This is a genomic window from Rhodococcus sp. NyZ502, assembly GCF_041464245.1.
GTDB lineage: Bacteria > Actinomycetota > Actinomycetes > Mycobacteriales > Mycobacteriaceae > Rhodococcus_F > Rhodococcus_F qingshengii.
Genome location: NZ_CP167155.1, coordinates 1,938,934 through 1,953,716 on the forward strand (window position 1 = coordinate 1,938,934; position 14,783 = coordinate 1,953,716).

Annotated in this window: 1 protein-coding gene (running past one end of the window); it reads left to right on the forward strand. The window is 61.8% G+C overall.

What is annotated here, in order from left to right; translation table 11 throughout:
• Nucleotides 1–14,757, forward strand: the 3' portion of a protein-coding gene (locus tag ACBG85_RS09175) for a non-ribosomal peptide synthase/polyketide synthase (protein ID WP_372027125.1). The gene continues 13,989 nt to the left of window position 1, outside the view; 14,757 of the gene's 28,746 nt are visible here — the last part of the coding sequence; the start codon falls outside the window, past its left edge; it ends in the stop codon at nt 14,755–14,757.
• Nucleotides 14,758–14,783: the final 26 nt, after the last annotated feature.

Below are 14,783 nucleotides of genomic sequence, written 5' to 3' on the forward strand. Positions count from 1 at the left end.
CTGACCTACGCGACGGATCTGTTCGACGCGTCGACAGCGGCCGAGTTCGCTGATCGGTTCGTGTCCGTCCTCCGTGGCGTTGTCGCGAATCCGGCCGCTGCCGTTGGCGACGTGGATGTTATGACCGCCGGTGAGTTGGATCGCGTTCTGTCATGGAGCGACACGGGTGTCGACAGTGGTGTGGATTCGACGTTGTCGGCGTGGTTCGATGATGCTGCTGCGCGGTTTGGTGATCGGGTTGCGGTGCGGTTCGGTGGCGAGTCGTTGTCGTATGGTGAGTTGTCGGTGCGGGCTAATCGTTTGGCGCGCAGGTTGATTGCTCAGGGTTGTGGTCCGGAGTCGTTGGTGGCGGTGGCGTTGCCGCGGTCGGCGGATCTTGTGGTGGCGTTGTTGGCGGTGGTGAAGTCCGGTGCGGGGTATTTGCCGGTGGATCCGTCGTATCCGGCTGATCGTGTCGAGTTCATGTTGGCTGATGCTGCTCCGGTGGCTGCGATTTCGTGGTCCGGGCGTGAGTTGGTGTTGCCCGCTGGTTTGCCTGTGGTTGATATCGACGCGGTGGATGTGTCGGAGTTCGATGGTTCGGTGGTGGCGGATGCGGATCGTGTTGCGCCGTTGCGGTCGTCGAATGTTGCGTATGTGATTTACACGTCGGGTTCGACGGGTCGCCCGAAGGGTGTGCAGGTTCCGCACACGACGGTGGCGAAGTTGTTTGCGAATACCGAGGGTGTGTACGGGTTCGACGAATCCGATGTGTGGACGATGTTCCACAGTTATGCGTTCGACTTCTCGGTGTGGGAGTTGTGGGGTCCGCTGTTGTACGGCGGCACGTTGGTGGTTGTGGATTATGTGACGTCGCGGTCGCCGGAGCAGTTCTTGGAGTTGCTTGCTGCTGAGCGGGTGACGGTGCTCAATCAGACGCCGTCGGCGTTCTATCAGTTGGCCGAGGCTGATCGGTTGGCGTCGGAATCCGGTCGGGCCGCTGAGTTGTCGTTGCGGTGGGTTGTTTTCGGCGGCGAGGCGCTCGAGCTGCGTCGCTTGTCGGATTGGTACGGCCGCCGCGGTGACTTCGCGCCGACGTTGGTGAACATGTATGGCATCACGGAGACGACGGTGCATGTGAGCCATCGTGTGTTGGATGCTGCGTTGGCGGCGGATGCGTCGGCGAGTGTTGTGGGTCAGGCTATTTCGGGTCTGCAGGTGTTCGTGCTCGATACGCGTTTGGCTCCGGTGCCTGTTGGTGTCGCGGGTGAGATGTATGTCTCTGGTGTTCAGTTGGCTCGGGGTTATCTGGGTCAGGCGGGGTTGACGTCGACGCGGTTTGTGGCGAATCCGTTCAATGCCGGCGAGGTGTTGTACCGCACGGGTGACGTCGCGTCGTGGAACAGTGCTGGTGATTTGGAGTATCTGGGTCGCGCGGATGATCAGGTGAAGATCCGTGGTTTCCGGATCGAGATCGGTGAGATCGAGTCTGCGGTGTTGGCGGATGTGTCGGTGGCGCAGACGGCGGTGGTTGTTCGTGAGGATTCTCCGGGTGATCAGCGGTTGGTGGCGTATGTGGTTCCGGCTGCGGGTGTGAGCGTTTCGGTCGACGATCTTCGGGTGTCGGTGGTTTCGTTGTTGCCGGAGTACATGGTGCCGTCGGCGTTTGTGGTGTTGGATTCGATTCCGTTGACGGTGAACGGGAAGTTGGATCGTCGGGCGTTGCCGGTTCCGTCGTTGCAGGTTGCGGTGTTCCGTGCTCCGACGTCGGTGGTGGAAGAGGTTGTTGCGCAGACGTTTGCGGATGTTCTGGGCGTCGAGCGTGTTGGTTTGGATGATGATTTCTTCGCGCTCGGTGGTAATTCGCTGATTGCGACGCAGGTGACGTCTCGGTTGGGTCAGGCGTTGGATGCTTCGGTGTCGGTGCGGGAGTTGTTCGAGGCGTCGACGGTGGAGGCGTTGGCTGCTCGTTTGGGTTCTCATGTCGGTGGCGGTTCACGTGCGGCGTTGACTGCGCAGGTGCGTCCGGTTCGGGTGCCGTTGTCGTTGGCGCAGCAGCGCATGTGGTTCCTCAACCAGTTGGATACGAGCTCGGCAGGGAACAACGTCCCGGTTGCGATAACTCTCACCGGAGAACTGGACGTCTTGGGGCTGGAGCAAGCGGTCGCCGACGTTATCGGCCGTCACGAGGTTCTGCGCACGGTCTACCCCGAGGTCGACGGCGTCGGCTACCAGAAGATCGTTGCACCGGCTGATGTCGACGTGAACCTCGCGGCAACCTCGGTCTCGGATTCGGAGATCGTTTCCGAGGTAACGAACTTCGTAGCGGCAGGCTTCGACGTGACGGCCGAGGTGCCGTTGCGCGCCAAGCTTTTCCAGATCAAGGCCGACGAGCACGTTCTGGTATTCGTGGTGCATCACATCTCGACCGACGGTTTCTCGATGGGCCCGTTGACCCGCGACGTCATGACCGCCTACTACGCCCGAACCAACGGCCAGGCTCCGACCTGGACGCCGTTGCCGGTGCAGTATGCCGATTACTCGTTGTGGCAGCGTGAGGTTCTCGGGTCCGAGGACGATCCGCAGTCCGTCATCGCGCAACAGATCACTTACTGGGCGCAAGCACTGGACGGCGTGCCCGAACAGTTGAATCTTCCGGGCGATCGGGCTCGGCCGGCGGTATTCTCCGGTCAGGGAGCGACATTCGAATTCTCGATCGGTCAGGAATTGCATGAGCGGCTGATCAGCGTGGGCCGGGAACACAATGCGTCGATGTTCATGGTGGTCCATGCGGCTCTGGCGTCGCTTCTCGCTCGTCTGTCGGGAACAACGGACATCAACATCGGTGCACCGATGGCCGGGCGAGGTGAATCCGAACTCGACGATTTGATCGGAATGTTCGTCAACACCCTGGTTTTGCGTACCGAGGTTGATCCTTCGGCGGCATTCACAACACTTCTGGCCTCGGCTCGGGAAACCGACCTTCAGGCGTTCGCGCACTCGGACCTTCCGTTCGAGCGGCTCGTGGAAGTGCTGGATCCCGTTCGGTCGAGGGCACATCACCCGCTGTTCCAGGTGGCATTGGCATTTCAGAACCTGGGGCAGAACTCGTTGGCTCTGCCCGGTCTGACGGCGGCCGAGTTCGAAATCGACGAGACCGTGGCCAAGTTCGACCTGCAGCTCACGATCAGTGAGGTATCAGAAGGGCTGTCGGCGACGTTCACGTACGCGACGGATCTGTTCGACGAATCGACCGTCCGCGGATTCGCCGCACGATTGATGCGCATTCTGAACGGAATTGCGACGGACCCCGCAACTTCAGTGGGTGACATCGAAATCCTCGACGCGTCCGAGCGTGAGGTTCTGACGAGTCAAAGGGCTTCGTCAGGAGTAGCGCAGGCGCCGTTGGCCGAGATTCTTGCCGACGCTGCTGCGCGCTACCCGGACAACGTCGCTTTGCGCTACCCCGGCACGGCGCAGGCCGCGGCCGGTAGGTCCATGACGTATCGAGAGGTCGACGAGTGGTCGTCGAAGCTGGCCCGCGTTTTGATCAACCGTGGTCTCGGGGCTGAAGATCTTGTGGCGGTGTCGATTCCGAGATCCGTCGAATCGGTACTCGCGGTCTGGGCAGTGTCGAAGACCGGGGCAGCGGTCGTTCCGATCGATCCGCACTATCCGGCAGACCGTATCGCGCACATGCTCAGCGACTCGGGTGCGAAGGTTGGCCTGACCCTCGACGTCGAACGTCCGAATCTCGCCGACGACGTCGAGTGGTTGGTCGTGGACGGACCGCTCGGCGAACAGATGATCGCCGGAGTGTCCGGAGCGCCGATAGATGCCGAGGAACGTGTCCGTCCACTGACGACTGCTCATCCGGCTTGGGTCATCTACACCTCCGGCACGACAGGACTGCCGAAGGGCGTTGTCGCGACCAACGCGGGACTGGCGAGCTTCAGTGTCACGCAGGCCGCGCACTACCTCGTGAAGCCCACCTCGCGGACATTGCACTTCGCGTCACCGAGTTTCGACGCGTCGATGCTCGAGTTGTTCCTCGCGGTGGCCACCGGCGCGACGATGGTCATCGTCCCGCCTGGCGTGTACGGCGGCGACGAACTGGCTGAGGTGTTCCGTAGCGAACGAGTCACGCATGCGTTCATCACACCCGCTGCCCTGGCGTCGATGGACCCGAGCGGCCTGGACGACCTGACGGTGGTAGGCGTGGGTGGCGAAGCGTATTCGCCGGAACTGATCAGCAAGTGGACGACAGGGGACGGATCGGCCGCGTCGGCTTCGGCTCCCAGGACATTCCTGAATGTCTACGGCCCGACCGAGACGACGATCGTGACGAACGTCAGCGTTCCGCTTCTGCCCGGTGACCGAATGGACATCGGCGCCACGATCGGTGACATGGCCGCATTCGTCCTGGACACACGACTCAATCCAGTTCCACTGGGAGTCTCGGGCGAGCTGTATCTGTCCGGTCCTCAGGTGACCCGCGGCTATCATCGTCGTCCAGGCTTGAGTGCCGATCGATTCGTGGCAAACCCGCACGGTAATCCGGGCGAGCGAATGTACCGAACCGGTGACGTGGTGCGCTGGGTCGCTGGAACGGCACCCTCCACCTACGCCGTGGAATACGTGGGCCGCAACGATTTCCAGGTCAAGATTCGCGGTTTCCGTATCGAACTGGGCGAAATCGATGCATCGCTGACGGCACACCCCGAGGTCGAGTTCGCTGCGACGATGGGTACGACCCTGCCGTCGGGTGCCCCGGCGCTGGTGTCGTACGTGTTCACCGGAAAGCACGCTTCGGTCACTTCGGCGGAATTGATCGAATTCGTCTCCAGAACCCTTCCGGCCCATATGGTTCCGGCTTCGGTCATGGTCTCCTCGGACATGCCGCTCAGTCCGGCAGGCAAGCTGGACCGAAAAGCGCTCCCAGCACCGGTTTTCGAGACCAAGGAATTCCGCGCCCCGGTCACCGAGATGGAACAAATCCTGAGCGAGATCTTCGCGGACGTTCTCGGCCTGGATCGCATCGGCACCGACGACTCGTTCTTCGCTCAGGGCGGCGACTCGATCATGTCCATCCAACTCGTCTCTCGTGCGAAGGCACGTGGGGTCGTATTCGCACCCAGTGACGTCTTCGAGAGCAAGACTGTCGCGGCATTGGCCGAAGTGGCGAAGTATGCCGCCGACGTCGAGGCCGCGGTGGTGCTCGAGGAGTTGCCGGGCGGTGGAGTCGGCTGGATGCCGTTGACGCCGATCGAACGATTCATGGTCGAGCGCGGTGGCAGCTACAACCGATTCACACAGACGATGACTCTCGAGCTTCCACTCGGAGTGCAGCGAGCCGACATCGTGCGAACACTCGCTGCAGTCGTCGACCACCACGACATGTTCCGCTCGCGGCTGATCTCCGACGGTCGCGGATGGGGGATGTCGGTCTCCGAGCCCGGAACCGTGGACGTCGAGGATCTGCTCAGCCGCGTCGATGTCGACGCGGCTGCGGACGAGTCGACAATTGTTCTCACGGCTTCCAAGGGCCTCGACGAGGCTCTCGGCCGGTTGAATCCGGCGGACGGCGTAATGGTTCAGTTCGTGTGGGTCGACTTCGGTCCCACTCGCACCGGGCGCTTGATCATTGCTGCACATCACCTGATCGTCGACGGGGTTTCCTGGCGAATCATCGTTCCGGATCTGGTGTCGGCTGCGGCTCAGATGGCCGGGGCGAGCGGAGCGACGGGGGATGTTGCTCTCGAGCCGACCGGTACGTCGATGCGACGCTGGGCTCATGCTTTGTCCGAAGAGGCCCATCGGGATTCGCGTGTGGCCGAGCTGGATACGTGGCGGAAGGTGTTGCAGACACCGGACCCGGTGCTGGGTAAGAGGGCGTACGACTCTGCCGTCGACGTTGCGGCAACGGTTCAGCGGATAAGCGTGACGGTCCCCACTCAGGTGACGGAGACTCTGTTGACCACGCTGCCGGAGGTTTTCAACGGCGGCGCCAACGACGGCCTGCTCGCTGGACTGGCACTCGCGCTGATCGAGTGGCGTCGCCGAGCCGGAATCGACTCGACGTCTGCCTTGCTGCAACTCGAGGGCCACGGTCGCGAAGAAGCCGTGATTCCTGGCGCGGATCTGTCAAGGACCGTTGGCTGGTTCACCGCTGCCTTCCCGATCAGTCTCGATCTTTCCGAGGTAGATCTGGGTGACGCTTTCGCCGGAGGTGATTCGGCGGGACGCGCGATCAAAGCAGTGAAGGAACAGCTTCTGGCGATCCCGGACAAGGGCGTCGGGTACGGACTGCTGCGCTACCTGAACGAAGACACGCGCGCAGTGCTTTCTCGCTTCGCCGGGGGACAGGTCAGCTTCAACTACCTGGGACGAGTTGTCGCCGAGGATCTTCCGGCAGGCGTCGAGGGACTCGGGTGGCTGCCGGCCGGCGATTTCGCCAACGTGTCGGCACCCGAAGACGTCGACATGCCCGCAAACAAGGTCGTCGACATCAATGCGATCGTCAACGACGGCGCAGACGGTGCTGTTCTGGAGGCCTCTTTCGCATACCCCGTCGGTGCCATCGACGGCGAGAGTGTCGAGACATTTGCACAGATTTGGGTCGAAGCACTGACTGCCCTGGCGGAGCATTCTCGCTCCGTCGGAGCCGGTGGACTCACACCGTCCGACGTGCCGCTTGTCTCCGTGAGCCAACGAGATATCGACGGCTTCGAGAATCGATTCGGTACGGTGACCGACATCTGGCCCCTGGCACCGCTGCAGTCCGGTTTGCTCTTCCACGCGATGTTGGCAGAATCCAGCGTCGACCTCTACTCGGTGCAGATGATTCTCACTCTGTCCGGGAAGGTGGATGCCGACCGCTTGCGCACTGCAGCACAGGGAATCATCGACCGTTATGCGAACCTGCGAACGGCATTCACGGCCGACGACGACGGAACGCCGGTCCAGATAGTCCTCGAAGACGTTCCAGTCCCGTGGCGGAACATCGATCTCAGCGATATTGCGGCCGTCGACCGTGAGGCAGCTCTGAACGAAGTTTTGACGGCTGACCAGGCGACACACTTCGACATGGCGTCACCGCCGTTGATTCGGTTCACCTTCGTCACCATGGCGGAGGGGGACTATCGCTTAGTGGTGGCGAATCACCACATTATTCTCGACGGTTGGTCGGTGCCACTGCTCTTGCAGAACCTGTTGGCGCTGTACGCGACGCGTGGTGACGACTCGGTTCTTCCGCGTGTGCGTAGCTATCGCAATTACCTGGCGTGGCTTGTCGATCAGGATCGTGATCGATCACTCACAGCCTGGGCGGATGTGCTTTCCGGCGTCGAAGAGCCGACGCTGCTTGCTCAGGTCACAGGCGGACAGGAATTCACCGCGCTGTCACAGAAGCTGAACGTGTCGATGTCGTCGGAGACAACCGCGGCGCTCACCGCTCTGGCCGCACGACTCGGGGTCACCGCCAACACGATCGTGCAGAGCGCGTGGGCGGTCCTGCTCGGTGCGTTGACCGGAACCGACGACGTTGTCTTCGGTGCAACAGTGTCCGGCCGGCCACCGGCGCTCACCGGCGTCGAATCGATGGTCGGGTTGTTCATCAACACCCTCCCCGTGCGGGTGCGCCTCGACGCCGGGGAGTCCGTCGAAGAATTGGTTGCCAGGGTCCAGATCGAGCAGGCGAGAATGCTTGATCATCACTATCTCGGTTTGACCGATGTCCAGAAAGCAGCGGACGTCGGAACACTGTTCGACACGTTGGTTGTATTCGAGTCGTACCCGGTCGACCGTGAGGGCCTCGCCGCACAGGCGGATGTTCTCGACGGAATGATGATCGACGACATCGCCTCGGACGATTCCACGAACTACCCGTTGACCCTGCTGATCGCACTCGACGAGCAGTTGCACTTGACGCTGCGGTACCTACCGGACTTCTTCGATGCCGACTACGCAACTGCGTTGCTGGACAGAGTTCTTCGACTGCTCTCCTCCGTAGCCACCGATCCTTCGGTGCGTGTTGGTGACGTTGATATTTTGGATTCTGTTGAGCGTTCGTTGGTGCTCGAGGGGTGGAATGACACGGCTCGTGAGGTTGCGGGTGTGTCGGTGTTGGACGGGTTTGTTGCGCAGGTGGCGGCGTCTCCGGATGCGGTAGCGCTCTCGTTCGAGGGGCAGTCTCTGTCGTATGCGGAGTTCGATGCTCGGGTGAATCGTTTTGCCAGGTATTTGGTTTCGGTGGGTGTGGGGCCGGAGTCGTTGGTGGGTGTTGCGGTTCGTCGGTCGGTTGATTTGTTGGTTGCGGTTTACGGTGTGCTCAGGGCTGGTGGTGGGTATGTTCCGGTGGATCCGGATCAGCCTGCGGAGCGTAATGGGTATGTGTTGGCGGCGGCGTCGCCGGTGTGTGTGGTCAGTACTTCTGATGTTGGTTTCGATGCTGGTGTGGTGCCGGTGGTCGAGGTTGATGTTGTTGATGTGTCTGGTTTTTCGGATGCTCCTGTTTCGGATGTGGATCGGGTTGCGCCGTTGCGGTCGGGGAATACGGCGTATGTGATTTTCACGTCGGGGTCGACGGGTCGGCCGAAGGGTGTGGCGGTCAGTCATCGCAGTGTGGTCAATCAGGTGTCGTGGTTGGCGGAGCGTTATGCGGTGTCGGGTTCTGATGTGGTGTTGCTTAAGACTCCGGTGACGTTCGATGTGTCGGTGTGGGAGTTGTTTGTTCCGTTGGCGGTGGGTGCTCGGTTGGTGGTGGCTACTCATGACGGTCATCGGGATCCGGGGTATTTGGCGTCGGTGGTGGCGGCGGAGTCGGTGTCGATGGTCTCGTTTGTGCCGTCGATGTTGGAGGTGTTCGTCGATCAGTTGGTCGACGCGTCGGAGGCGACGATTTCGCGTCTCGGTGGTGGTGGGTTGGGTTCGTTGCGGGTGATTTTCGCGGCGGGTGAGGCGTTGCCGGCGTCGGTGGTGGGTCGGGTGTTGTCGGTGTTGCCGTCGGTTGAGGTTCATAATTTGTATGGTCCGACGGAGTTCACGGTGCATGCGACGGCGGCGGGTCCGCTCGATGGTGTGGGTGTGGTGGTGCCGATGGGTGCTCCGGTGTGGAATTCGTCGGTGTTGGTGTTGGATTCGCGGTTGCGTCCGGTGCCGGTGGGTGTTGCGGGTGAGTTGTATTTGTCGGGTGTGCAGGTCGCTCGTGGGTATTTCGGGCGGGTGGATTTGTCGGCGGAGCGGTTTGTGGCGAATCCGTTCGGTGGGGTGGGTTCGCGGATGTATCGCACGGGGGATGTGGTGCGGTGGATCGGTGTGTCGGGTGAGCTCGAGTATGTCGGTCGTAGTGATTTTCAGGTGAAGTTGCGTGGTCAGCGGATCGAGTTGGGGGAGATCGAGTCTGCGGTTCGGGATCAGGTGGGTGTGGGTTCTGTGGTGGTGGTGGTGTGGCGTGATCAGTTGGTTGCGTATGTCACTGCTGCGGTGGGGTCTTCGGTTGATGTTGATGTGGTGAAGGTGGGTGTGGGGGAGCGGTTGGCGTCGTATATGGTGCCGTCGCAGTTTGTGGTGTTGGATGCGTTGCCGCTCAATGCTTCGGGGAAGTTGGATCGGAAGTTGTTGCCGGAGCCGGTGTTCGAGGTTGCGGTGTTTAGGGCTCCGGTGACGGCGGTGGAGGAGATCGTTGCGTCGGTGTTTGCCGAGGTGTTGGGTGTTGATCGTGTGGGTCTCGATGACGATTTCTTCGAGCTCGGCGGCAACTCTCTCAACGCCACTCGCACGATCAAACGAATCGCCGATGCTCTCGACACCGAACTTTCGGTTCGAGTTCTGTTCGAAGCATCCACGGTGCAGGATCTCGCAGCGCACGCCGAAAGCCGGACCGGGTCGGGTGGGCGAGTCGCGCTGACCGCGGTCGAGCGGCCAGAGCGGATTCCGCTTTCGTTGGCGCAGCAGCGTATGTGGTTCCTCAACCGATTCGACGGGAGTGCAGCGGCATACAACATCCCGATGGCGCTGCGCCTTCAGGGCGATCTTGACGTCTCGGCGCTGAGCGCGGCGATTTCTGATGTGATCGGGCGGCACGAATCACTTCGAACCGTCTACCCGGAAATCGGAGACGGTCCGGTGCAGGTCGTCAAGCCCGTGTCGAGTTGGTCGGACGAAATCGTCGCAGAACCGACTGGCGTGGACGAACTCGAAGGTGAGTTGGTCGCGCTGGCGTCGACGCGCTTCGACGTCACACGCGAGATTCCGATTCGTATCCGGTTGTTCCAGTTGGCTTCCGACGAATACGTACTCGGTGTCGCGATTCATCATATTTCCGCCGACGGTTCCTCGATGGCACCGTTCGCTCGGGATGTCGTGACCGCATACGCCTCGCGGGTTGCCGGGTACACACCGTCCTGGGCTCCTCTCGACGTTCAGTACGCCGACTACAGCCTGTGGCAGCGAGAGGTGCTGGGCAGTGAGGAAGACGCGGGATCTATTGCTTCGCAGCAGATTGCGTACTGGAGCAATGCTCTTGCCGGGCTGCCTGATCAGCTTGCACTTCCCGCCGACCGGCCGCGCCCCGCGACGCAGTCCTTCCGCGGCGGTTACCTGCACTTCGATATCGATGCAGAGTTGCATGCTCGGTTGAGCGGTCTTGCCAGGGCAAATAATTCGACGCTGTTCATGCTCACGCACACTGCGTTCGCGATGTTGTTGGCTCGACTGTCCGGAACCGAGGACATCGCGGTGGGTACACCCATTGCAGGACGTGGTGAGCGGGCACTCGACGATCTCATCGGCATGTTCGTGAACACCTTGGTGTTCCGTACGCAGATCGACAGCGGCACGCCGTTCCTCGACCTGCTCGGACGTGTCAGGGAGACCGACCTTCAAGCATTTGCACATTCGGACGTTCCTTTCGAGCGACTCGTGGAGGTGCTCAACCCACCGCGTTCGACCGCTCGTCATCCGCTCTATCAGGTCGGCTTCCTCTTCCAGAACATGGAAACCGGAGGGCTCGAGCTTCCGGGGCTCACCGTCAAGGGCGTCGATATCGACAACGGGGTCGCGCAGTTCGATCTTCAGTTGATCGTCAGTGATCGGTACGACGCGAACGGATCTGCAGCCGGCATCACGTCGATGTTCAGCTACGCGCATGATCTGTTCGACGAGTCGACCGTGCAGGACTTCGCCGATCGATTCGTGCGATTGCTCGCGGAGATCGCGTCCGATCCGTCGTTGACCGTCGGCGACTTCGCGCTGCTGGATTCGTCCGAGAGCGACCGGATCCTGAACCGCTGGAACGAGACCGATCACTCCGTCCCGGGAGTCACTCTGGTCGAACTGTTCGACGAGCAGGTCGGTTCGAACCCGGGTGCGGTGGCAGTGATCGCAGGGAACACGTCGCTGACCTACGCCGAGTTCGATGCACGTGTGAACCGTCTCGCACGCCATCTGATCGCAACCGGTGTCGGTCCGGAGTCGTTGGTCGCGTTGGCAATCGAGCGATCGGTCGAACTGCTGGTCGCCATGTACGCGGTGGTGAAGGCAGGTGGTGGATACGTACCGATCGATCCGAACCACCCGGCGGACCGCATCGAGTACGTGTTGACCATGGCAGATCCGGTCTGCGTCCTCACTGCCTCGACCACTGCGAAGAATCCGGCGTTCGGTGATTCCGTGATCGAGGTGGACACGATCGATCTCGCGTCCTACGCGGAAGCGACGGTTACCGATGCGGATCGGATTGCTCCACTGCGAGTGGGCAACACCGCCTACGTGATCTTCACGTCGGGATCGACGGGGCGACCGAAGGGCGTCGCGATCTCGCATCAGGCGGTGGTCAACCAGATTCTCTGGAAGCGCGATCAGTACAGCCTGGACCGATCCGATGCGATGGTGCTCAAGACCGCGGCAACGTTCGACCTCTCGGTCTGGGAGTTCTGGTCGGCACTGACTTCCGGTGCACGACTGGTGATTGCCGAACCCGAAGGTCACAAGGACCCGAGCTACCTGCTCGACCTGATGACCCGGGAGAAGATCACGACGCTCCACGTGGTGCCGTCGATGCTCGCGATGTTGCAGTCGGCATCGGAAAATGGCCTTCCGGAATCACTTCGTCAGGTGCTTGCGATCGGTGAAGCGTTGCCGGCCGCGACCGCGACCGAGTTCGCAGAACTCAGCGACGCGCAGTTGGTGAATCTGTACGGTCCGACCGAGGCCGCCGTCTCGGTGACAGCGCACGTCGTCGGTTCGGACGATACGACCTCGGTGCCGATCGGTGCCCCCGAATGGAACACGCAGGTGTTCGTGCTCGACACGCGTTTGCATCCGGTCCCCGTCGGAGTCACCGGGGAGCTTTACCTCGCCGGTGCCCAGCTTGCTCGCGGCTATCACGGTCGCGCGGATCTGACGTCGGAACGATTTGTGGCCAACGTCTTCGGTGACGCGGGTTCGCGGTTGTACCGCACGGGCGACCTCGTCCGGTGGACGGAGAACGGCGAACTCGACTACGTGGAGCGCGCCGACTTCCAGGTCAAGATCCGTGGCTACCGCATCGAACTCGGTGAGATCGAAGCGCTTCTTCGCAAGCAGGCCAGCGTGGACTCCGCTGTGGTGGTGGCCAAGTCGGATGCGCGTATCGGTGATCGACTTGTCGGCTACGTCGTTCCTCAAAGCGGGGAAAGCATCGATGTCGAAACCTTGAAGCGGACTCTTGTGGCTGAGTTGCCGAGTTACATGGTGCCGGCGGCATTGATGGTCTTGGACGAACTACCGCTCAACATCAACGGCAAGGTCGATCGCAAAGCCCTGCCCGACCCCGAATTCGAGGCGACCGAATTCCGTGCGCCGACCAACCCCGTCGAAGAGATCGTGGCGGGTGTGTTCGCTGACGTACTCGGTGTGGCGAGGGTCGGACTCGACGACGACTTCTTCGAGCTCGGCGGAAACTCTCTCGTCGCGACGCAGGTCGTGTCGAGGCTGGGTGAGGCGTTGGACGCGCAGATTCCGGTCCGCGTGATCTTCGAGGCGTCGACTGTCGGGGCATTGGCGTCGAGGGTTCTCGAACACGCGGGATCTGGTGGCCGCCCACCGTTGGTGGCTCAGGTGCGTCCGCACGAGATTCCGCTGTCGTTGGCGCAGCAACGTATGTGGGTGCTCAATCAGTTCGACAAGACCTCGGGTGCGTACAACATCCCCGTCGCGATCCGGCTGTCCGGCGCACTCGATGTCGACGCACTTCACTCGGCGGTGTCGGATCTGATCGAGCGTCACGAAGTGCTCCGGACGGTATACCCGGACCGGGGCAACGGACCGGTTCAGATGATCCTGCCTCGCTCCGCAGCGGCGGTGGGACTGGAAGTGATCGCAACCGACGAAGCGTCGGTCGCCGAGCAGGTGGCTGACACAGTTCGCGAGGGCTTCGATGTCACGACAGCCGTTCCGTTGCGAATCCGTCTCTTCGAGGTCGACGAATCCGAGCGGGTCCTCGTCGTTGTCATTCACCACATCAGCGGTGACGGCTTCTCGATGGCTCCGTTGATCAGAGACACCATGGTTGCGTACACCGCACGTACCGGCGGGGAGACCCCGGAGTGGGCTCCGCTCGAGGTGCAGTACGCCGACTACACGCTGTGGCAGCGTGATGTCCTCGGATCGCCGGAGGACGCGGACAGTCAGCTGGGCCGTCAACTCGCGTACTGGGTGAACGAGCTCAAGGGCACTCCGGAGCTTCTGGAACTGCCGACCGACCGGCCGCGGCCGGCGCGGGCCAGCATGCGCGGTGCGGAATTCGAGTTTGCCGTCGATTCCGAGACCACGGACCGGCTCGCGACGATCGCACGGGAGCAGAACTCGACAGTCTTCATGGTGGTTCACACTGCCCTGGCCGTGCTGTTGGCGAAGATGAGTGGATCGAACGACATCGCAATCGGTACGCCGATCGCGGGTCGAGGTGAGCGGGCGCTCGACGATCTTGTCGGGATGTTCGTCAACACGTTGGTCTTGCGAACGGAGATCGCGCCTGCTTCGACGTTCGTCGACGTTCTGGCACACGTGAAGGACAAGGACTTGTCGGCATTCGCCAATGCCGACGTACCGTTCGAGCGGTTGGTCGACGAACTGGGGCGAGAGCGCTCTCACGCATACTCGCCGCTTTTCCAGGTCATGCTCACCTTCCAGAACATGGCTCTCGGTACGTTCCAGCTCCCGGGCCTCGAGCTCTCTGCGGTCGACAACGGTTTCGACCAGGCGATGTTCGATCTGCAGCTCACCGGTATCGAGCAATTCGACGATGCCGGGGTGCTGTCCGGGCTGAGGATGCGTTTCACCTATGCGACCGACCTGTTCGACGAATCGACCATCGCGCTTTTTGCGGCGCGATTCGGGCGGGTGCTCGAAGAACTGGTGACCGATCCCGGGGTCGTGATTCGCACGATCGACATCGTGACCGAGCAGGAACGCGAGGAAGCGAGCGCTGCCGAGCCGAAGTCCGCGGCGGACCTACCCGAACTGGCAGCCGCAGCGGCGGCCGCCGATCCTGAGGCAATTGCGTTCACCCACGGTGATCAGGCTGTCACCTTCGGTGAGTTGTCGACCAAGCTCGTTGCCATGCGTACCGCCATGGGGGCTGCTCTCGCCCCCGATGCTCTGGTTTCTGTGTCGCTCGCCGGACTTGTTCCGGGCATCCTGCCGGCACTTGGCGTCGACGGTCTCGCCACACTTGTGAGCTCGGTGATAGCTGACGCACAGTCGGTGTCAGCGGGCCGTGGGGGTACGGCCGGGTAACATTCAGTATTTGCCCAGTGAACGCC